General features: G+C 72.9%; 16 protein-coding genes. 7 read left to right on the top strand and 9 right to left on the bottom strand.

What is annotated here, in order from left to right:
- The first annotated feature begins 51 nt into the window (after positions 1-51).
- From BL253_RS22765 to BL253_RS22755, 3 genes are all read left to right on the top strand, one after another.
- Positions 52-1,125, top strand: a complete 1,074-nt coding sequence (locus BL253_RS22765; protein ID WP_476644119.1) for a LacI family DNA-binding transcriptional regulator — start codon at positions 52-54, stop codon at positions 1,123-1,125.
- Between the two features lie 320 nt (positions 1,126-1,445).
- Positions 1,446-2,768 (top strand): DUF427 domain-containing protein, encoded by a 1,323-nt coding sequence (locus BL253_RS22760; protein WP_076819154.1) that lies wholly within the window; start codon positions 1,446-1,448, stop codon positions 2,766-2,768.
- Positions 2,769-2,878: 110 nt separating this feature from the next.
- A complete protein-coding gene (locus BL253_RS22755; RefSeq protein ID WP_076819153.1) occupies positions 2,879-3,811 on the top strand; it encodes an alpha/beta fold hydrolase in 933 nt (310 codons plus the stop codon).
- Between the two features lie 67 nt (positions 3,812-3,878).
- Here the strand turns inward: BL253_RS22755 and BL253_RS22750 are convergent, their stop codons facing one another.
- From BL253_RS22750 to BL253_RS22715, 8 genes are all read right to left on the bottom strand, one after another.
- The gene (locus BL253_RS22750; RefSeq protein WP_076819152.1) at positions 3,879-4,763 is read right to left on the bottom strand and encodes an alpha/beta fold hydrolase; all 885 of its coding nucleotides are present in this window, start codon (positions 4,761-4,763) and stop codon (positions 3,879-3,881) included.
- Positions 4,764-5,059: 296 nt separating this feature from the next.
- Positions 5,060-6,295, bottom strand: a complete 1,236-nt coding sequence (locus tag BL253_RS22745; protein ID WP_081438582.1) for an MSMEG_0565 family glycosyltransferase — start codon at positions 6,293-6,295, stop codon at positions 5,060-5,062.
- Positions 6,292-8,223 carry an NAD(P)-binding protein gene (locus BL253_RS22740; protein ID WP_076819151.1) on the bottom strand — a complete coding sequence of 644 codons (1,932 nt, stop codon included), beginning with the start codon at positions 8,221-8,223 and terminating at the stop codon, positions 6,292-6,294. The genes BL253_RS22745 and BL253_RS22740 overlap by 4 nt, the downstream gene beginning before the upstream one ends.
- Positions 8,224-8,314: 91 nt before the next feature.
- Positions 8,315-9,220, bottom strand: coding sequence for a carbon-nitrogen hydrolase family protein (locus tag BL253_RS22735; RefSeq protein ID WP_076819150.1), 906 nt, complete (start codon positions 9,218-9,220; stop codon positions 8,315-8,317).
- Positions 9,221-9,254: 34 nt separating this feature from the next.
- On the bottom strand, positions 9,255-11,066 hold the full coding sequence (locus tag BL253_RS22730) for an MSMEG_0567/sll0787 family protein (protein ID WP_241835022.1): 1,812 nt from the start codon (positions 11,064-11,066) through the stop codon (positions 9,255-9,257).
- 4 nt (positions 11,067-11,070) lie between these two features.
- Positions 11,071-12,294: an MSMEG_0568 family radical SAM protein gene (locus tag BL253_RS22725; RefSeq protein ID WP_198946363.1), complete on the bottom strand. Its 1,224-nt coding sequence runs from the start codon at positions 12,292-12,294 to the stop codon at positions 11,071-11,073.
- Positions 12,294-12,803, bottom strand: a complete 510-nt coding sequence (locus BL253_RS22720) for an MSMEG_0572/Sll0783 family nitrogen starvation response protein (RefSeq protein ID WP_076819149.1) — start codon at positions 12,801-12,803, stop codon at positions 12,294-12,296. The genes BL253_RS22725 and BL253_RS22720 overlap by 1 nt, the downstream gene beginning before the upstream one ends.
- Positions 12,804-13,149: 346 nt before the next feature.
- Positions 13,150-13,989 (bottom strand): amidohydrolase family protein, encoded by an 840-nt coding sequence (locus tag BL253_RS22715; RefSeq protein ID WP_076819178.1) that lies wholly within the window; start codon positions 13,987-13,989, stop codon positions 13,150-13,152.
- Between the two features lie 1,224 nt (positions 13,990-15,213).
- Here BL253_RS22715 and BL253_RS22710 point away from each other — a divergent pair.
- The 4 genes from BL253_RS22710 (at position 15,214) to BL253_RS22695 (ending at position 20,100) form a co-directional block, all read left to right on the top strand.
- Positions 15,214-16,344, top strand: a complete 1,131-nt coding sequence (locus BL253_RS22710; RefSeq protein ID WP_076819148.1) for a DegT/DnrJ/EryC1/StrS family aminotransferase — start codon at positions 15,214-15,216, stop codon at positions 16,342-16,344.
- A 171-nt stretch (positions 16,345-16,515) separates the two neighbouring features.
- Positions 16,516-17,697: an NAD-dependent epimerase/dehydratase family protein gene (locus tag BL253_RS22705; protein ID WP_076819147.1), complete on the top strand. Its 1,182-nt coding sequence runs from the start codon at positions 16,516-16,518 to the stop codon at positions 17,695-17,697.
- The gene (locus tag BL253_RS22700; protein ID WP_076819146.1) at positions 17,697-19,019 is read left to right on the top strand and encodes a glycosyltransferase family protein; all 1,323 of its coding nucleotides are present in this window, start codon (positions 17,697-17,699) and stop codon (positions 19,017-19,019) included. Before BL253_RS22705 ends, BL253_RS22700 begins: the two co-directional genes overlap by 1 nt.
- Positions 19,020-19,137: 118 nt before the next feature.
- A complete protein-coding gene (locus tag BL253_RS22695) occupies positions 19,138-20,100 on the top strand; it encodes a hypothetical protein (protein ID WP_076819145.1) in 963 nt (320 codons plus the stop codon).
- Between the two features lie 318 nt (positions 20,101-20,418).
- Here the strand turns inward: BL253_RS22695 and BL253_RS42985 are convergent, their stop codons facing one another.
- Positions 20,419-20,577, bottom strand: coding sequence for a hypothetical protein (locus tag BL253_RS42985; protein WP_198946362.1), 159 nt, complete (start codon positions 20,575-20,577; stop codon positions 20,419-20,421).
- Between the last annotated feature and the right edge of the window lie 468 nt (positions 20,578-21,045).

Genomic DNA, 21,045 nt, shown 5'->3' with positions numbered 1-21,045 from the left:
GCCGACGCTCAGCCCGGTACCTCCCGACCGGCCTCCCAGCGGACCCTCCAGCTGGGAAGTCCGTCGGGCCTGGCCGATCCGGGCGAGATCCCGGGAGGGAACGTGGCGGCGGCGCAGCGGCGCGCACCCACCCTCGAGGAGGTCGCCGAGCTGGCCGGGGTCTCGCGGGCGACCGTCTCCCGGGTGGTGAACGGGTCCTCGCGGGTGTCGGCCGAGGCCCAGGCGGCCGTCAACGAGGCGATCGCCCAGCTTGGCTATRTGCCCAATCGAGCCGCCCGCAGCCTGGTAACACGCCGGACTGACACGCTCGTGCTGATCGTTCACGAGCGCCCGGACACCGTCTTCGCCGACCCGTTCTTCGCCAGTGTGCTGCGCGGCGTGAACCAGGCGCTCAGCCCCACCGACTTCCAGCTCGTCTTACTGCAGGCCCAGGGCGAGGCACAGCGCGACCGGGCGCTGCGCTACGTCGGCAATGGCCACGTCGACGGCGTGCTGCTGATCTCCCTGCACGGCGACGACATCATGCCGAACGCCATCACCGCCGCCGGGGTGCCGCTGGTCATGGCGGGCCGGCTGCTCGCCGGCAACCCGGTCGACTATGTCGACGCGGACAATGTCGGCGGCGCGCGCGACGCGGCGCGCTACCTGCTCGGTGCCGGCCGGCGCAGACTCGCGACGATCGCCGGCCCGCCGGACATGAGCGTGGGCATCGACCGGCTGCGCGGCTTCACCGAGGCGGTCCGCCAGGCCGGCGACGAGGCGTCCGCGGGGCGGGTCGCGGTCGGTGACTTCACCGAGGAGAGCGGGCAGCGCGCCGCCGCCCGGCTGCTCGCCGACCACCCGGACATCGATGCCCTGTTCGCCGCCTCCGACCTGATGGCCATGGGCGCGCTGCGCACGCTGCGGGAGGCCGGGCGGCGTGTCCCCGACGACGTCGCCGTGGTCGGCTTCGACGACGCGGCGTTCGCCGCCTATGCCGACCCGCCGCTCACGACCGTCCGCCAGCCGGTCGAACTGATGGGCCAGGAGATGGTCCGGCTGTTGCTGGCGCGGGTCACGGACCCGTTCACCGAGCCGACCGAGATCATCCTCCCCACCGCACTGGTCACCCGCGACTCCGCCTGACGGTCGACCTGTGTCAGTTCAGCGTGTCTATAGACACGCTGAACTGACACAGGTCGCGACACTGGCGGCGATGTGTGGTGGATGGGCGAGTCCATGGACGAGGTGATCTGCCACAGTTCGGTTTTGGTGGGGCGGGGGCGCTGCTGTGGTGGCGTGGCGGGCCTATGCCCGGGTGCCGGGAGGTTGTTTTTCGGGTCTCAGCGGCCCGTACAGCCGTGTGCATATGATTACAGATCGTGTCGAAGCCTCTCGGAGGTCTGCCGCCTGGCGAGAACGGGCGTGTGCGGCAGGGGAGTATTACGCTCCGGATCGTGCAGCCAGTGACAAGCGCGGCCGAACCGGGTGCGGAGTCGGGCGTCGAGCACTCCCCGTGTCCATATCGGGCCAGGGCGTGGTGGGGGGACCGGCTGGTCGCCGAGTCGGTGGCGGCGGTGCGGGTCCGTGAGCCCGGGCAGGCGCCGACGCTGTACTTCCCGCGCGCGGACGTGCGGCTCGACCTCTTCCAGGACGACGGCCACCGGGTCGCCTGCCCGGTCAAGGGCTCCGGCGAGCTGTGGACCCTCGACGGCAAGGCCCCGGCCCCGATAGCCGAGTGGCACGCCCCGGAGGAAGACGCGGGCGACGGCCTGGTCGAAGGTCGCGATGTGCTGTGGAGCTTCACCGAGCCTGCTCCCGGACTCGACTGGCTGGCAGGTCTGGCGGCATTTGACCATGACCGGGTGCGTGTCGAGCTGGTCGACACGGTGGCCGGCGAAGACCCCCGCGATGCCACCATCAAGCGGTTTCCCACCTGGGGCGACGCCGCCGACCTGATCGACATCATGGACGTGCGGGCAGCCGGCGAAGGCCGTTATGTCAGCGTCATCCGGCCCAGCCCTGGGCGCGCCGTCGTCGAGGCCAGCCAGATACTCGGACAGGCGGTCGTCGCCGCCATGCGGCACACCGGCGGGCGGCGCGTCGTCTCGGCGCATCTGGTCGTCTACCGAGTCGCGGACGCCAACCTCCCGCTGGAGTTCGAGCTCGCGGAGCTCAGCTCGGGACGGACGTTCAGCACGCTGGGTGTCCAGGTGAGCCAGGAGGGAAAGCGCCGAGCCGGCGGCACACTGTTCCTCGACGTCACGGCTCCTGACATCGTTCGGCACGAGGCCCCGGCACCGCCCTGCGCCGGCCCGTACGACAGCGAGCCCTACGACATGTCGGTCACCGCGCGGGACGTGCGGATGGTCGACGCGGCGTACAGCAACGACTCGGCCGCGCCGGTCGGACCGCCGGTCATCGACACCTGGATCCGCTTCCGTGAGGTTCCGGCGGACTCGGCGCTGCACGCCGGCCTGCTGGCACAGTTCACCGGGCACATCTCGATCGCCGCCGCGCTGCGCGCGCATGCCGGGATCGGACAGGACCAGGCGCATCGCACCCTGTCCATGGGTATCAACGCGATCGCCCTCTCGCTGCACGCCGAGATCCGGGCGGACCGGTGGATGCGGTACCACCACCACTCGACGTTCGCCGGTGATGGCATGACCCATTCGGAGTGCCGGGTGTACGCGGAGGATGGCGCGCTGGTCGCGTCGTTCTCGGTCGACGCCACGGCCCGCGGCATCGCCGCCGGGCGGCGACTGGACGACCGAACAGCGATCTGACGTCCTTCGCCGGTCTTGAGGCCGGGCGGGCTGTGCCAGGCGGGGCTGTGCCAGGCGGGGCTGGGTCGGTGATGGTCTCGGACCGGCGAAACGTTCTCGAAGAGGTGGTAGTGGCATACGCGCGGGTCAACGGGCTGCGAATCGCCTACGAACTCGTTGGCGACGACGACGGCGGCGTGGGCGGGGGCGGCGACAGGGACGGCGACTGCGTCGGTGTCGGYGACCGCGCGGGTGACGGCCGGCTGTGGGTGATCACCACCGGTGGCCGGTTCACCAGGGCGACCCCGGGGGTGCGGGAACTCGCCGCGGCGCTGGCGGTCGATGGCGACCGGGTGCTGATCTGGGACCGGCCCAACTGCGGAGAGTCGGACGTCTGCTTCGAGGGGCCGAGCGAGCCCGAGATGCACGCCGACACCCTGGCCGCGCTGCTCACCCATCTCGACCTCGGCCCGGCGGTGCTCACCGGGGCGACGGTCGGCACCCGCGTCTCGCTGCTCACCGCGGCGCGTCACCCCGAGGTGGCCGCCGGCCTCGCGCTCTGGTGGATCAGCGGCGGCCCGATGGGCCTGATGATTCTCGGCAACGTCTACTACACCGCCAGCATCACCACCGCCTGGACACGGGACATGGCCGCCGTCGCCGACCTGCCCGACTGGGCTGGCACCATCGCGGCCAACCCGGACAACCGCCAGCGGATTCTCGACGCGGACCGTGACCAGTTCGTCGCCACCATGCAGCGCTGGATGTCGGCATACTGCCCTCGGCCCGACGAGCGGATCCCCGGCCTGCCCGACGACGTCGCCCGCGCGATCAAGGCCCCGGCGCTGGTCTTCCGCGGCGGCGCGAGCGACCCGTTCCACCCCCGCGCCACGTCCGAGGCGGTGGCCGGCCTGCTGCCGGGCGCGCGCCTCGTCGAGCCGCCGTGGGGCGATCGCGAGTACCTCGAGCGCCAGACCGAGATGGCGACGGCCGGCGGCCTGTTCGTCCGCTGGCCCCTGCTGGCCCCGACCCTCCGTCAGTGGGCGGCCGAAACCCTGGCCTGACCGGCTGACCGGCTGACCGGCTGACCGGCTGGCCTGAAGGCTGACTCCCCGGCCGTCGCCGGCGGCCTTAGTCGGTGCGTTCCTGGGGGGAGGAGTGCTCCCAGTCGGCGAGGATCGTTCGGATGCCGGTGACCAGCAGCAGCGGCTGGTCGAGCATGACGTGGTGGCCGGCGAGCGGGATCTCGATCACCGGCGCGACCCGGCCCAGCAGGTTGTACATCTCGCCGCCGATGTCGTGCGTGACCAGACCGTTCTCGGCTCGGAACAGGGCGACCCGGCAGTGCACCTTGTGCATCACTTCGGGGGCCGGTGTCCGGTTGCCGAACACGTTCGGGTCGAACTTCCAGGTCCAGCCGCCCTCGACCGAGCCGATCGAGTTCCGGGCGATGTGCTCGATGATGTACGGCAGCGTGTGCGACTGCTGCGGGACGGTGCGGAACCGGGCCAGCGCCTCCGACACGGTCGCGTAGACCCGCAACGGGCCGAACGCGGTCCGGTCTCGGGCCGCGCGTTCCTCCGGGGTGTACTCGCTGACCGGGGAGTCGATCAGGACGATGCCGGCGACGCGGTCGGGATGCTCGGCGGCGGTCGTGATCGTGATCCAGCCACCCATGCTGTGGCCGATGACGATCGGCGGCGTGGCGATGCCGGCGTCGTCGATCACGCCGACCACCTCGGCGGCCCAGGTGGACAGCGTGTAGTCATCGCGACGATCGCTGTCGCCGTGCCCGGAGAGGTCCAGCGCGAGCACCCGGTACTCGTCCGGGATCAGCGGAGCGATGTGGTCCCACCACCCGGCGTGCGCGGCGCCRCCGTGTACGAGCACGATCGCCGGCAGGTCCGGCGCGCCCCAGCACCGGTAGCTGATCCGTGCGCCCTCGACCTCGACCTCGAAGTACTCCGGCMGGTCGTCCAGCGCATGGTCGAACCAGAGCGGTGCTTCCTCGTCCATCTCCCGCTGTCCGCCATTCGGCTCGTCGGCTGCCCGCGTGGTGTGGCCCAGGCGCGGGTGGTCGGTGCTCCACAGCGCCCGCGGAACCGTCGCCGTCTCGCGACCACGCGATCATGATGAAGCCTCGCGCGGCCGCGGGACAACCAGCCGATATGCCCGCGGTTCCGTGGCCTGTGGCCCGTGGTCCTGGTGTAGTCGGACCGACCTATCGTGCCTGGCCAGCGTAACGCCGACAAGACATGGGCAACCCGACCGAGAAGCTGATCGGGACTGTCGTTCTTCTGCCCCGCCGGCCGTCACATCAGCCGGAGGTAGAGATCCACGTGGGCGGCCGCGGCCTGATCCCAGCTGTGCCGGGCCGCGAGCGTCGCGCCGGCGGCGCGGCGGACCCGGTCCGCCCCCGCGAGGGCGGCGCCGAGCTCGACGGCCAGGTCCGCCGGGGTCGCGGCGAACCGGACGGCGCCGGCGAACACCTCGCGCAGCACCGGGAGGTCCCTGGTCACCACGGGAACCCCGGCGGCGAGCGCCTCCATCGCCGCGAGACCGAAGCCCTCCTTCACGGACGGGAAGGCGAACGCGTCGGCCGCGGCGACCAGCGCGGGCAGCTCGGCGTGCGGCACGGGACCGAGCAGCACCGGCTCCACAGCCAGCTCCGCCGCCCGCGCCAGCACCTCGGCCCGGTAGGCGCGGTAGTCGAACAGTGTCTCCCCACCCGCGATCACCAGGGCCGGCGTCGCGGCCGGGCGCAGGAGCGCGATCGCCTCGACAAGGTCGAGGGTGCCCTTGCGTGGTTCTATGCCGCCGACAGCGAGCACGTAACGGCCGAGCCGGTCGCGCCACGAGGCGCGGGCCGCCCGCGCGGTCGGGCCCTCTCCCGCCGCGGCGGCGAACCGGCCGGCCTCGACACCGTTCGGGATCACCGTCGCGATGATGCCCCAGCCCTCGGCGAGCTCCGCCGCGACCGCCGCCGACACGCAGACGTGTGCGAACGGCCGGCGCAGCGCCCGCTCGTGGCAGGCGATCAGTTCGGGCGTGGTGAAGCTGTCCAGGTGATGAACGGTGCGTACGCAGTCGGGGACGGCGTTGGCGCTGATGCAGTCCTGCGCGTGCACGATGTCGTACCCGTCGGCGCTCACGCGGCCATCCGAGCCCGAGCCCGAATCCGAGTCCGGGCCAGCGCCAGCGCCAGCGCCAGCGCCAGCGCTTGAGCTGGGGCCGGGGCTGGGGCCGGGGGCGCCGCCGGCGTGGGCCCGGAAGGCCGCGCCGAGCGCGTCGATCGAGCGCAGCACCCGCTCCCCGACGGTCTCGCCCGCCTGGTCGGGGAATGGCACCGCGCGCACCCGTACCGCGGGGTCGACGGGGCGGAAGAAGCCCGCGTCACCGCCGCGAGCGAGTGTCCACACGTCCACCCGATGACCGGCGCGGGCGAGTGCCTCCGCCAGGCACAGCGTCGCGACCACCCCGCCGCGCGCCTTGGTCGAATACGTCAGCAGCGCGATCCGCAGCGGACGAGGCCGGCTGGCGTCAGTCACGGCGCTGGCTCTCCGCCCGACGGGGCCAGCGCCGCCTGGGCGATCGCCACCAGCTCGTCGTGGCTCGGCCCCGTCACCTGTGGTGGGCGCCAGTCGGATGCCTGAACGGCGCGGACTCGCGCGACGAAGTCCGGGTGGGCGAGCAGGTCCGCGGGCGTCGCGAGCAGGTTCTGAAGCCGGGTGAACGCGTGCCAGACGACCGGGTCGCGGCCGGCGGCGAGGAACGCCTCGCTGTTCGTCACGGCCTCCGGCTCGTCCGGCCGCCTCTGCTCCGGCGCCGCCGGCCGAGCTGGCGCCGCCGGTGAAGCTGATGGCGCCGGTGAAGCTGATGGCGTCGGTCGAGCTGGCGCCGCCGGTGCCGGCGGCGAGGGCTGTCGCCAGCGGGCCAGGCGGGCGGCGTCCTGCGCGCAGGAGTCGTGGAACCAGGGCAGACCCTCCGCGCGCAGCGCGGCGTCCAGCCGCAGTGCGCGCTCGCTCGGGTCACGCGTCGCGGTGACGGCGTCCACCAGCCAGGAGGCGCTGAGCGCGGCGAGCGTCGTCCCGCGGGTGTGGGCCGGGTTCGTGATCAGCGCCGCGTCTCCGATGGCCAGCACGCCCAGCGCCGCCGGCCGTCCGCCGGCGACCAACGGCCGGAACCGGTTGTGCAGCCCAGCCATCGCGGCGACCGGCCCCAGCGGCACCACCGCGCCCGCGGGGGCCCGTCCCGAATCGGCCGAGCCGGCGCCGGCGCCGGCGCCGGCGGCTGGGGCTGGGGCAGAGGCGAAGGCCGGGCCCCAGGCCGGGCCGCGGTTGGTGGGGCCCGAGGGCTCCGTGCCTTCGCCGCCAACGGGAGGCTTGCCCTCCAGCCAGGGTGCGACGAGGCCGATCGCCCGGACCGCCGCGTCGAAGGCGGCGTCGTGGCGTAGCACCCGCATCTCGGCGTCCTCGGGCAGGACGCCGAAGGTCACCGAGAACGTGTCGTTGTCGGCCGGGAAGACCAGGCAGGAGTAGCGGTCGAAGGAGGCGCCGACGGTGTGGCCGCGGTTGAGCTCGGTGGCGAACGAGCGGTCACCGCCGCGCGCGTAGAAGCGGGAGTAGTACGTGATCCCGCAGGGGACGGCGAGCTCGGGTGGCGGCGACACGCCGGCCGCGATGAGCAGCTCGTGTATCGGCGAGAGCCGCCCGCCGGCGTCGACCACCAGGTCGGCCTCGACCGTTGCTCCGTCGTCGAACCGCACCCCGCGTACCCATGGCACACCGCCCTGGCCGCCCGGCGCGGACGGGCCGGCGGGCGTGGTCACCAGGCCGGTGACGCGCCGGCCGCCCTGGATCGTCACACCCGGCTCGGCCAGCGCCGCGGCCCGCAGCGTCGCGTCGAGCAGCGCCCGCCTGCAGCCGAGGACGATCAGCTCGTCGGGGTTCCCGGCGAGCCAGGAAGGGACCTCGCCGCCGACCGCGTCAGTCCGGCCGACCGAATCCGCCGGGCCGGAGGGGGCAGCGAGGGCGTTGAGACCCGCGGCGCTCGCGGCGCCGGGGCCCACGGCGCCGAAACCCGCGGGGGCGGCGAGTGCCGTGGGGCCGGCGGCGAGCGCGGCGCGGATCTCCGGCGGGGCGGTCTCTGCGACCCGGATCTCGCGCGCGCCGACGGCGAGTAGCGCGTCCAGCAGGTCGGGCGTCCGCGTCGCGAGCAGCGCGCGGAAGCGGGCGAGGAACGCGTGCGAGTGCCGTGCCTGCGGCACGCCCGCCCGCGGGAGGACGGCCCCGAGATCCGGCCGGAACTCGGGGGTGGCGGTGCGTGGCGCGGCCAGGCCGGGGGGCCAGCCGGCCGCCGCTGGGTCGCGGTCGACGACCAGCACCTGGCGGCCCGCGCGGGCGAGCAGCACGGCGGCAAGCAGGCCGGCCGCGCCGGCGCCGACGATGACGACACGCTCGGCGGCCGCTGGGGGCATGGCGGTGATCGCTCCTTGGTAGCCGCGGCGGCTGTGGGCCGTCTGGGAGATCCCGGACCGGCGTGCTCCGTCGCGCGCGGTCAGCGTACGGTCAGCCGGTCCGAGCCTTCGGGACGCGCGCGAAGGGCTGGCGGATCGTTGGCTCGCCGGCGAGCAGGCACTGGATGTCGTAGGCCTCCGGGCGCCGGTCGCGCAGGTGGTTCATGCTTCGGCGGGTGACGTGCAGCGCGTCCTCGACGTCCACGCGAGCCATGGCCATCCCTGGGTTGTCGCCGGTGAACGCGAGCACGTTACCGTTCGCGTGCACGATCTTGGAGTTCCCGACGAAGGTCAGCGACCCGAACTGCCCGACCTGGTTCGCCGACACCCAGACGACCTGGTTCTCCAGCGCGCGCACCTCGTCGTAGACGTCGAAGCGGTAGCGCCAGCGGTCCTCGGCCAGATTGTCGGACGGGTGCGTTCGTGACATCGGCCAGGCCGACAGACAGACGATGATCTCCGCCCCGGCCAGCGCGAGGCTGCGCGCCGACTCGGGGAACGCCTTGTCGTAGCAGACCAGCATCCCGATCCGGCCGATCGGGGTGTCGAAGGCGCGGAACTGGTCGCCGGCGTCGTAGGCCGCCGTCTCGCCCAGCGGCAGGTGCACCTTGCGATGCCGGCCGAGCACCTCGCCGCCGCCGACGCAGATCGCGCTGTTGTAACGGTGGTGGCCGGCCCGCTCGGAATAGCCGATACAGACGACCATGTCGCCAGCCAGATCGACGAGGCGGGCGATCTCCGGACCGTCCGGGTCGAGCAGCGGCGCACTGCCGAAAGGCCCCGGGTCGGCGTCGGACGTGAGCTCCCTCAGGTATCCGCCGAGCGCGGCCTCGGGCAGCGCCAGCAACTGGGCGCCGCCGGCCCTGGCCGTCTCGACGTGCCGGGCGACCGTACGCATGCACGCGTCCAGGTCTCGCCCGAACGAGTCCGACACGACGGCGATGGTGACGATGGCCATGACTATCCCCCGAGCTCTCCACTATTCACTTTGCTCATGCCGTGCCCATTCCGGTCACGTGGCCGCTGAGGACAGGAGTGCGCAGCCCGTCCGGCCACAGCAGCGAGACGCCGCTGCCGGACAGCAGCCGGCCGCAACGGGCCGAGACCGCCGGCGAGCTGCCAGGCATCTGGCGGCTCTCGACGTCCGCCGTCACCATCGCGAAGCCCGGGAAGCAGGTCAGCCAGTCTCCGGCGGCCACCCCGGCCGGCCGCGGCACGGCGGCCACCTCCAGCTCGGCCGCGCAGCCGCTGGACTCGGCGAGCATGCCCAGCGTGCCGACGAGGCCGGCCATGCTCACGTCCTTGGCGGCGACCGGCCGGTGGCGTCCCGTCAGCGAGAGCATCGCGCGCAGCTCGGCGGTGCGCCGGCCCGACGTCGAGTCCCACTGCCGGCCGGTGTAGCCCGGCCGCCATCGCCCGGTGAGGTCGGCGGTCACGGTGACGGCATGGCCGGGCAGGCCGGCGCCCGAGCGGATCGGCGTTTCGGTGTGCCCGATCGCGGTGACCGCGAGCGCCGAGGGCATCCCAAGCTGGGTGTGGCCGCCGAGGATCGGCACGCCGAAGCCGTCGGCGGCGGCGCGCAGCCCGGCGAGCACCCGGCTCACCCGTGACACCGTCGGCCCGGCCACCGCGTCCAGCACGCCGAGCGGCTTGGCTCCCATCGCCGCGAGGTCGTTGAGGTTGACCAGCACCCCGCACCAGCCGGCCCAGAACGGGTCCCGGTCGACCATCGTCGGCAGGATCGCGTCGCAGGCGGCGACCAGGCCGGTACCGGGCACGGGTGCGCCGTCGTCGCCGACGAAGCCGGCTCCGCCGGGGCGCAGGGCACCGAGCAGCGCGCCCAGCGGCGCCTTGGTGGTCGCGGCGAGCATCGCGACCCGGTCGATCGGCCAGCGCATCAGCACGTGCGGCGTGCCGCGGACCGTGGTCGGGCCGACCGTCATCCACCCGAGCCGGCCGAAGAACCGCTCCCGGCTCGGCTGGATCGTCGCGTCGAAGCGCAGCGCGCCGGCGGCTTCGGCGTGGGCGCACGCCGCCCGGACCAGCGCGCCGCCGACGCCGGCGTAGCGCCCGCGCGCATGGGCGGCCACGGCCAGCCGCCCACCGTGCCACCAGCCGATGTCGTCGCCGCTCCAGGCGGGCGTCGGGCCGAGCCGCACCCCGCCGATCACCTCGCCGCCGCCCGGTCCGTCCAGGTCCCGGACCACCAGCGTGATGGTGCGCGGGTCGTCGTCGGCCTCGTCGAGATCTCCCGCCGGCCCGTCGTCGAACATGCCCTGCTCGTCGACGAAGACCGCCCGGCGCAGGCGCCGGTACGCGGCGATCGTGGCTGGGTCCCGGGCCTGTTCGATCACGTACCGAGGGCGGCGCAGCAGCGTGCCCGGATCGCCCCAGACCGCGAGCGTGTCCACCGGACGCGGCGGGCGGATCGGGTACGGGTTCGCCGTGAGCAGCGCCGGCCCGGCCCCACCGGTGCGCTCGGGCGGCTGACGGGCGGCCTCGAGCCGAGAAGGGGCCGCGTCGCCATGGTCGACGGCATCCTCGGACGGTTCGCCGGTGGTCCCGGGCGAGGAGTGCCGGACGGGCTCGACATCAGGGTGGCTGAGGCTCGTCGACGCCACCGCGTTGGTGGTGGCGCCGCGGCCGCGCGCGTTGTTCGCCGGCCCGATCGTCAGCATCCGGGGCTCCGGCCGGACCGGAGCCGCCGAGCCGGGGGGCCCGGTCTGCGGCTCGCGGCGCCCAGCCATGGTCTTCGTGAACGCCTCGCAGCCGCAGCCGCAACCAGTCGCCGAGTCACGTGCCATGGGGTCAGCCTCCTGCCTCGGGCAGCGCCGAGCAGGCGCCGCAGGCGGCGCAGCCAGCGCCCTGGTCGGCGCCGCGCATCCCGGCGGCGCGCAGGGCCGCCGCGACCCGGCGCGTCACGTCGGCCACGACGCCCGCGTCCGGCGCGTGGGCGCCATCGCGGGCGGCCAGCGTTCCGCCCAGCGGGCGGAACGGGACGACGAACGGGTAGACACCCATGTCGATCAGTCGCTCGGCGCCGGCCACCAGCTCGTCCGGGTCCTCGCCGAGGCCGATGAGCAGGTATGTCGACACCCGGTTGCGCCCGAAGACCCGGACCGCCTCGGCCCACGCCGCCTCGTAGGCGGCCAGCGGGACGGTCGCCTTACCCGGCGTCCAGCGGGCACGGACGGCGTCGTCCAGCGACTCGACGTGGATCCCGATCGCGCTCGCCCCGGCCGCCCGCAGCTCGGAGAGCACGGCGAGGTCGCCCGGCGGCTCGCACTGGACCTGAACGGGCAGGCCGGGCACCGCCGCGAGCACGGCCCTGGTCGCCTCGGCGAGCAGCCGGGCGCCGCGGTCGGGCGCGGCGGTGCTGCCCGTCGTCATCACCAGCTGGCGCACGCCGTCGAGCCGGACAGCGGCCTCGGCGACCTCGGCGAGCTGCGCCGGGGTCTTCAGCCGGGTGGTCGCCCCGGACCGCAGCGACTCCTCGATGGCGCAGAACCGGCACCGGTCCGGTTCCTGGTAGCGCACGCAGGTCTGCAGCACGGTGGTCGCGAGCACGTCGGCGCCGTGCAGCCGGGCGATCTGCTCGTAGGGGACGCCGTCCGCGGTGACCAGGTCGTAGAACCGCGGCCGGCGCACCGGCTCGATGGGCACGCCGAGGTCCGTGCCGTCGTAGAGCAGCCGGCCGGCGTTCACCTCGTACCGGCTGGTCGCGACGATCGGCAGTGCCGCGCCCCGGCCCCCAAGCACCACGTGGCCGTCGTCGCTCGGCCCGGCGCCGGCGGTGCGGCGCACCGGCGCCGCGAGCCGGACGCCGTGCACGGCCAGGCCGATCCTCGTATCCAGGCCCGTGCCGGGCCTCGCGGCGGGGCCGGAACGGGCACGGTCGACGGAGCGGGCACGGTCGGCGGAGCTGGCACCGGCGCGGTCGCCGGTGCCGGCTCCGGCGTTGGCCGCGTCGGCACCGGCACCGGCGTGGGCGCCGGCGCCGGTCGCCTCGGTGGGGGCGGGCGGCGGTGTCATCAGAACATGTAGGTGGAGTTGATGATCGCGCCCTTGCGCGCGTAATGGATCACACAGTCCTGGATGTCGAGCGGGTGCGCCGGGATCGCGCCGTCGATCAGGTCCTCCTCGCGCAGGCCGTGCAGCGAGAGGCCGAACCGGCAGACGTAGACCTTCCCGCCCTCCTTGATGAAGGTCTCCAGCTGGTTGTTGATGTTGTGCTCGCCAGCGAAGGCCGAGTCGCCGGTGTGCGGGAAGCCGCGGGTGGCCATCGCGTTCATCGCGCCGGGGCCGTAGAAGTAGATGACCGATTCGAAGCCCTTCCGCAGGGCGCGGGTCGCCTGCAGGATCGCCACGAAGCTGACCGACGACTCGTGCGCGATGCCGTGGATCAGCGTCAGGTAGGACTCCCYGTTCTCGGCCTGGTAGTCCGGGAAGATCTTCGTCGAGCCGTAGAGGTTGCTGCCGGGCGGCAGCGACGGGTGGGGGACCTCGGTCAGACTCTGCTGCTCCAGCTCGGTCAGCTCCATCGGGGCGGCGATTCCTCTCTGCGCATCCGCGCGTTGCCTGGCTTCCGGGTCCTTCTGGTGCCGGTCATGACGTCTCTGGCGGCGGGAGGATCTCCGCCGCCGCGGCCACCGCCTCGGTGCTCGCTGGCGAGACGCCGCGGCATGGTGGGGTTCTCGGTGGTCTGAACGGGTCTGGTCTGGCTGTCATGGTCCACTGTGGGCGGGCGACGCCCGTCGGTCTGTGGTCCCGCTGTCGGCCTGCCGTCCGGATCGTCCGGCGTTTTTCGCTGTGGCACTGGCGAGTTGGCCACTCGGGGCACCATCGGGCGTGGCCGAGCCGGCCCGCGCGGTGACGGTGGGCCGCTGGTCAGGCCATGCCCGATCCGTACAGGGACGCGAAGTTGTCCACGAAGACGCGGCGGCCCAGCTCGCCGTCGCCGACCGCCGCCGCGAGCCGGGCGAGCTCACCGGGGTGGTCGCCCCACGGCTCGTCGCTGGCGAACAGGAGCCGGTCGTGGCCGATGCCACGGCGCTCGATCTCGGCGGCAAGCCAGCGGGGCGCGAAACCCACTGCCCAGCTGGTGTCGGTGTAGACCCGCTTGCCGCTCGCGATCCAGTCGAAGAACCGGCCGCCGATCAGCTTGATGTGCCCGCTCACCCCACCACCGAGGTGGACAAGGTGGATGCGGACGTTGTCCGCGTACCGGTCGACCAGGAGCCCGATCAGGTCGATGTCGGACGCCGCGCCCGGCGACGTGTGGACGTGCACCACCAGGTCGTGGGCCGCGGCCGTCGCGAAGATGGCGTCGAGCTGGGGCGCGCACTCGGCGGCATCGGCTCGCCCGCCGAGCAGAAAGCTCAGCTTCAGCGCGACGACGCCCGGCTCCCCGGCGAGCGACAGCGCTCTCTGGGTCAGCTCCGCGTCCGCCGGCCGCGGTGAGACCCACAGRCCCGCGCGGATCCGGTCGTCGGCCTGAGCGGCCTCGAGGCACAGCTCGTTGAAGCCGAACGTGACGCCCACGTCGGGAACGCCGTAGTTCGGGATCACCAGGGTTCTGGCGGTGCCCTCCCGGTCCAGGTCGGCCCTGAGCTCGGCGATGGTCGCTCGGGCACCGAGATCAGGAGTTACTGGCGGTCCCCCATAGAAGCCAAAGGCGGGAAGGACCCCGAGATGGCGGTGCGCGTCGTGTACTTCTCGCAGCGGCACGGCCACAGTGAAGCATCTGGTCGTTTCCGCCGTGCAACAGATCCGACACAATCACGCACCGTCATGTCGGGGCGTGGGTGGCCCCGGGCGGTTCCGCGGGGCCGGCTTCCAGACGGTGAGCTGGGGTTTTGGAATTAACGACGCCTGAGAGTCACATTAAATGTTCGGAGCGTAGGCGAGCGGGGCCGGCTAGGGGTCAAAGCAGGGACTTTGGTCCCCTGCCACCACGACAAGCGGGGGACGTAGGCTGATGTCACACCCCGACGGTCGCACCTCCTGCGTTCCCCCCGTACRCCAGGAGTAACGGACGTCGGGGTGTCCACATTTGCGGGACTGCCCGCGCGGACCGCGCTTTCGCTGATCCCTGAGTCGACTTCCTCGCTGCGTCATCGTTTTCGCGCCGTCCGCCCAGTCCATGGATCTGACCGCCTCGGCGACGCCCGGCGCCACGGGTAGACCGATCCGCTGGATACGTCACCTGTAGGCGCGCCAGCTCCTGGACGCCCGTTTGCGCGCGCCACGTTCCCGCGTGCCCGTCGTGTGGGCGCCACGTTCCCCGCGTCCAGGGCTCTCCGCGTCCAGGGCTCTCCGCGTCTCACGAGGGATTGGCCTACGGGACGCGTCCGGCCATGCTCGCCGCTCTCGCCGCCTTCGTCGCCCGCTATCCGCCCTAATGCGGACTATCTGGTTCAAGCTGGGTCGGATGGGTGGTTAGCCGGACTTCCGGAGCCGCGGCGGGGGTGGGCGGAATCGGGGTGTGCTCGCCGGTGGTGGGCCGGGCTGGGAGGGGATGGGGGGCAGCCGATAGGGGAGAAGGCGGGAACACACGGTGCTGATGGGTGGCAGTGCGGTAGGTATTCGGATCTCGTTCTCCGGATACGGCGGGCCGGATTGGCCGAGAGCGGTTAACGTCTGCTGACGGTGGTGGTGTCGACGACATCAGGGCGTGGACGACGGCGGTCGCTGACCCGGCTGTTCGAGTGCTTCCGGTCCCCGGTGTCCGCTGGCACGCCCGCCGGGCGGTTTCGGACGACGGCGCGCCGCCGACCGGCCTCGGCTGGCCGTCTTTTGTCGTGGCTTTTGTCGTGGCTTACGGAGCCCCTGATGGCGCCGCGCCGCGGGAGTGTCGAGCCTGCTCACCGCGGGCGTGGGCCTGGAAAGGCTCTGGACGGCCATGGGCATCCGAGCTTCGGGTGACGCCATCGGGAAGACTGGGGGGAATGGGTGCGGGTTCCAGCGGCGAGAATCGTCTTCTCCGAGGGTGACCGGGCGCAGATCACGGCGGCGGCCACGGAGATCCTGGCCAGCGGGCAGCTCACGCTCGGGGCATATACCCGGGAGTTCGAGGACGCCTTCGCGCGCGCGCATGGTGCGCCCTTCGCCGTCGCGGTGAACAGCGGGACCGCCGCACTGGAGATCATTCTCCGGTCCGTAGCCGTTGCCGGCGCGGACGTCGTGCTGCCGACCAACACCTTCGCGGCCACCGCCTTCGCCGTGCTGCGCGCGGGTGGGCGGCCGGTGTTCGCGGATGTCAGCCCCGACACGCTCGCGCTTTCGGCGGCCACCGTCGAGGCCGCGCTGACGAAGGACACCAGAGCCGTCGTCATCGTGCACATCGGTGGCCTCATTCCGGAGGACATCGGTGAGGTCGAGGCATTGTGCGCCGAGCGTGGCCTGATTCTCGTCGAGGACGCGGCCCATGCCCACGGATCGACCCGGGCCGGCCGGCACGCCGGGTCGTTCGGCGCCGCCGCTGCGTTCTCGTTCTATCCGACGAAGGTCATCACCAGCGGTGAGGGCGGAATGATCCTCACCGCCGACGAACGGATACGAGACGAGGCGCTCCTTTACCGTGACCAGGGGAAGGCCGGTTTTCTCGGCAACGTGCACATCCGGGAGGGGTATGCGTGGCGGATGAGCGAGCTGCATGCCATCACCGGCCTCGTGCACCTTCGACGGTTGCCGGAGTTCCTGTCTAATCGTGCACGGATTGCCGCCCGGTATGACGCGGCCATCGATGATCACGCCGGTGTGCGGCGGATCCAGGTGCCGCTGGGGGACGTCAGCAACTATTACAAGTACGTCGTGATTCCCAGGCCCGGTGTGGACCGTTCCTCCCTGCGCAAGGAGCTCAAGGAGAGGCACGGTGTCGGACTGGCCGGCGAGGTCTATGAGGCGCCGCTGCACCAGCAGCCGGTCTTCGAGGAGCACGCCGGAGGAACGCTGCCCGTCGCCGAGGACATCTGTGCGCGACACATCTGCCTGCCCGTTCATTCGGACATGACCGACCAGGAGGCGGACCACGTTCTGGCGGCCCTCTCCGCCGCCTTGCGGACCCTGACCCTGACCGGCTGACGAGTCCCGGCCCGGCCGGCCGGGACCGCCGGGTGGTCGCCGGCATCGACACGCGGTGGCCGTGGGCGGTTCGCCCTCATCGTCCGTCTCGTCCGCGCCGAGGGGCCGGGCGGGCGGCGTGGGCCCGGCCGGTCTCCTCGTCGTGGCGGCCCTCCTCTTTGGAGCACAGACATGCGAGTTGCGGTTACTGGCGGTTCCGGATTCATCGGCGCGCACGTCGTCGACCGACTGCTCGACGCGGGCCACGAGGTTCGCGCGCTCGACCTCGACGTGAGCAATGCCGACCCGCGCGCCGATGGCCGGGCGGTCGACGTCCTCGACCTCGACGCGGTGGTGGCCGCCCTCGACCGATGCGAGGCGGTGTTCCACATCGCTGGCATGTCGAACGTCGACATCGCCTTCGCCGACCCCGTGGGCACCGTGCGGCTCAACGTCGAGGGCACCGGCAACGTCTGCGAGGCGGCCCGCCGGTGCGGCCTGCGCCGAGTGCTGTTCGCCAGCACGGTCTGGGTCTACGGCGCGGTTCCCGAGACGCCCGGCGACGCTCCGGCCGGCCGCGCCGGAGCCGGCACAGGCATCGACACCGGCCACAGCCACGGCGCCAGCACTGGCGCCGACCATGGCCAGGACCGCGGACTGACGGAGGACGCGTTCATCGAGCTGGACCGGGCCGGGCACGTCTACACGTCGACCAAGCTCGCGGCGGAGCTGCTGCTGCACAGCTACCGGGAGACCTACGGCCTGCCGTTCACGATCCTGCGTTACGGCATTCCTTATGGGCCAGGGATGCGAGACGAGCTGGTTCTCGCCCGGTTCGTGGCCCGTGCGCTGGCCGGGGAACCGCTGACTGTCGCGGGCGACGGGCAGCAGTTCCGCCGCTACGTCTACGTCCRTGACCTTGCTGACGCGCATGTCCGCGCGTTGACGACGCCAGCGGCCGAGAACGCGACCATCGCGCTGGAGGGCGCCGAGCGGGTAAGCGTGCTCGACATGGCCGAGGCTGTCCGAGCTCACTTCCCCGGTATCAAGATTGAGCACGTCCCCGCGAGGCCCGGCGACTATCGGGGCCGGGAGGTGTCGGCCGAGCTGGCCGCGCGACTGCTCGACTGGCGGCCGACCACCGCGTTCCAGGACGGCGTCCGCCAGTACATCGAGTGGTACCGGGCCAACCGAGAGGACAGTGCCGCGTCGGCGTCGGCGTCGGCGGCTCGGCCTCCGGCCAGTCGGCCGCGGCCCTCGGCGGCCGTGCCAGCCGCGGCGGGTGGCAAGCCCTCGGCGGCCGGCCAGGGCGGTAAGGAGGCCGCGCCGTCCGCCCGGACGACCGGCGTCCCCGCGGCGTCGGGGGAGCGGTGATGGCCACCGCGCCGGGGCGGCGGCCCGGCCTGGCTCGCGCCCCCGGCGACCCGGCCCAGATCCCGACCGTTCCGTTTCGTCCCCAGGACGTGCCCACGGCGCCCGATCACCAGGTCCGCGCCGCGCGCGCCGCCAGCATCGGCATCGCCACCGCGACCGGACCTGGGCCCTGGACCGGGGCCGGGGCCGGCGGATTCCCGGTCCCGACGGCGCGGCCTCGGCCGAGCGACGGCGCGCTGCTTCTCACCGGTTCGCTCGGGATGGGCCACCATGTCATGGCGCAGGCGTGCGCCGTGTCACTGGAGGCCCGCCAGATGCGGGTCCGCACGTTGGACAGCCTGCGGATGCTCGGCGGCCCGGGTGGCCGGATCGGTGAGGCAGTGTTCCGTGGGATGGTCGGTGTTCCTGGCCTGTACGACGCGTTCCACTTCAACCAGCTGCGCACCGGCGGCCGGATCGCCACCGGCATCGATGCCGTTTCCAGCCGTTTTCTGGTGCCGCGGATGCGGGACGAACTGGCCACAGAGCCGGTAAGCCTCGTGATCTCTATTTTCGCMACGGGCGCCGCGGCAACGAGCCGGATCAAGCCAGACTTTCCCGGCCTCGCCACCGTCGTGTTCTGCACCGACGTCTGCCCGCACCGGTTGTGGGTGCACCAGAACACCGACCTCTACCTGGTGACCTCAGAGACAGCGGTGCGCTACGTGCGCCGGTTCCACCCGTCCGCCGAGGTCGCCGTCGTACCGGCTCCGGTGCGCGCGCCGTTCTACGAGGCACCAACCCAGCGCGATGCCCGGCTGGCCTTCGGCATTCCGCTGGAAAGCCGGTGCGTGCTGCTGATGTCCGGATCGTGGGGGCTTGGCCCACTGGTCGAAGCGGCGGAGGCGCTGGCGGCCGCCGGCGTCTGGGTGTTCGCCGTGGCCGGCCACAACGCGAAGCTGGCGCGCCGGCTCGCGGTGCTCGCCGAGCGTGAGCACCGGGTCATCCCGTTTGGCTTCACCGATCGCATCCCCGCGCTCATGGCCGCCGCCGACCTGGTGGTGACCTCGTCCGGCGACACCTGCAGCGAGGCCCGCGTGATCGGCCGCGATCTGCTGCTGCTCGACGTGGTGCCGGGCCACGGCCGCGACAACCTGCAGGGCGAGCTGGAGAAGGGCGGCGCCGAGATCGCCGGACGCGACCCTCGCGCGCTCGCCCGCTCGGCGCTGGCGGCGCTGGACCGGGTGAAGCCATCGACGCGGCGGATCGCGCGCGGCCCGGAGGACTGGGAACGGGCCTTCGGCATAGCCCTGGCCCAGGTCGGCCTCACTCCTGGCCGGTGAGGACGGGCGCTGGCGCGGTGGTGGTACCTGTCCGTGACCGCCGCTGTGGCCGCGGCTGTGACCGGGGTCGTGGACGCGGTCATGACCGTGGCCATGGCGCGGCTGCTGGGAGCGGCCGGTGAGTACCGCCATCGCCTACGGGCTGCCCGCGGCGGTCGGCTCGGCGGCGCTGTACGGGGTCGCGCCGCTCATGCAGGCGGTGGCCGCCCGCCGCGAACAGGCCGGCAGCGGCCTGGGCCTGGGCCTGCTGGCCCGCCTCGTGCGCCGGCCGCTATGGCTGCTCGGTCTCACGATCGAGATGGCGGCCTTCGTGCTCGAGGTGTACGCGCTGTCCGTAGCCCCGGTCGCGATGATCGGACCGGTGATGGCGCTCGACATGATCGTGTTCACACTGCTCGCCGGCCGGGCGCTGCGCGAGCACCTCAGCCGCGTCGGTGTCGTGGCGATCTGTGTGATGGTCGCCGGCGTCGGCCTGCTCGCCTACGCGTTCGAGCAGCACGGCGAGGTCGGTTCGCTGGCCAGTGACCGGGTGCTGCTGCTGTTCCTGTCGGTCGGGCTGGTGTTCTCGCTGCTCGCGGCCCTCGGCGCGAACAGGGCGGCGGCCCGGCAGCGGGTCGCCACCGCCGCGCTCGGGTTCGGCGTCGCCGCCGGGACCGCGTACGCGATCGCCACGCTCGCCACCCGACAGTTCGGGCTCGCACTCGACGAGCGCCGCGCCGGCGGCTTCCTGGGCGCCTACCTGTTGGAGCTGCTACGGACCCCGGCGCCCTACCTGCTGATCATCTTCTCGGTGCTCGCGGTGAGCCTCGAGCAGCGCGGCCTGCAGGGCCAGGCGGCGGTGGTGGCCTTCCCGGTGACGAGCGGGGTGTCCGCCTTCCTGCCGGTGGTGTTGGGCCTGACCCTGTTCGACGAGCCGGCACCGACCGAAGGGCACTTCATCGCGTTCGTTCTCGCGCTGGTGCTCATCGCCGCCGGCATCGCGGGTCTCGCGCGCGACCGCGCCGCCGCTGTGGAGGCGAGCGAGGCCGCTTCCGCCGCCAGCCGGCCGGGCCGCGCGGACATTCCCGCGCGTATGCCGTAGCAGTGGGATGCCGGTTGCGCAGGTGGCAAGCCGGCGGGCGAAGCGTGACCGCTCGTGCGCTGACTGTTATTAGTAGGACAGGCCGGCCGCCCGGGTTCACCCCCCGATCGCCCGGGCGCCCGGCCGTCCACCTCGTTCAGGTCCGAACTCCCGTGATGCCTGGGCCCACGCCCGGCACTGTTCCATGAACGGGCCGGGCGGGACTCGGACAGCGGAAAGCCGGAACCGCCGGTAGGAACCCAGGCCTCGCCGTCCCGGCGGGGGCCCGGGAACCCCCGGTTCCTCGCCACCCCCGACGGCCGGCGCGGTCTGGCTCGGTCAGCTGTGGAAGCGCTCCATGGCCTTGCGGACGCGAGAGTTGGCCTGTGCGAAGGTGATCTTTCCATCAACGTAGGCCGACAGCGCGGCCCGTCGGACACGCTCGGCCCGTGGATCCTCGATCGGCGTGTTGAGCAGGTTTGTCGTGGCGGTGGCCACGGCGATCACCTCCCGGTACCGGGGACAGATAAGGAAACGGAGGAGCGGCTGAGCTGAGGTGCGGTGAGAACGCCGCCGCGACGCTGCGGGCGGAGCGGCTGTGTTGCCGCCGAGGGGTTGTGCTGTACCTGGTGCCGGTCCGCGGGCGCCGCTATGAGGAGGGCGCGGCCAGCGGACCGATGATCGGTGCGGCACACCGCGCCTGGCCGGGCGCCGCGAATGCGCGGGCGCGGGCGGGTGGCTGCCGGTTGGCCGGCGGGGCCGGGGCTCGGTGGGCCGAGAGGGCCGGCGGCGTGAGAACGCCGCGGCCGCATGCCTGAGCCGGCCACGGCGCGGTGGTCGCGCGGGTCCAGCTCTTCGCGATCACGGCTGTGCTCCTGTCGTGCCTGCCGGTGGTACGCCCGGGCGTTGGGTCGGGCGTACCACGTGGACGAGATGCCGAACCGATGTCACGGGCCGTGTCGTCAC

It is taken from the genome of Pseudofrankia asymbiotica (genome assembly GCF_001983105.1).
In the GTDB taxonomy this organism is placed as follows: domain Bacteria; phylum Actinomycetota; class Actinomycetes; order Frankiales; family Frankiaceae; genus Pseudofrankia; species Pseudofrankia asymbiotica.
This window is presented reverse-complemented; position numbering and strand designations above follow the sequence as displayed.

What these genes read in the sequence shown, in the direction of transcription:
- BL253_RS22740 (WP_076819151.1), bottom strand. Translation starts at nt 8,223, where the DNA reads ATGCCCCCAGCGGCCGCCGAGCGTGTCGTCATCGTCGGCGCCGGCGCG.
- BL253_RS22735 (WP_076819150.1), bottom strand. Translation starts at nt 9,220, where the DNA reads ATGGCCATCGTCACCATCGCCGTCGTGTCGGACTCGTTCGGGCGAGAC.
- BL253_RS22730 (WP_241835022.1), bottom strand. Translation starts at nt 11,066, where the DNA reads ATGGCACGTGACTCGGCGACTGGTTGCGGCTGCGGCTGCGAGGCGTTC.
- BL253_RS22725 (WP_198946363.1), bottom strand. Translation starts at nt 12,294, where the DNA reads ATGACACCGCCGCCCGCCCCCACCGAGGCGACCGGCGCCGGCGCCCAC.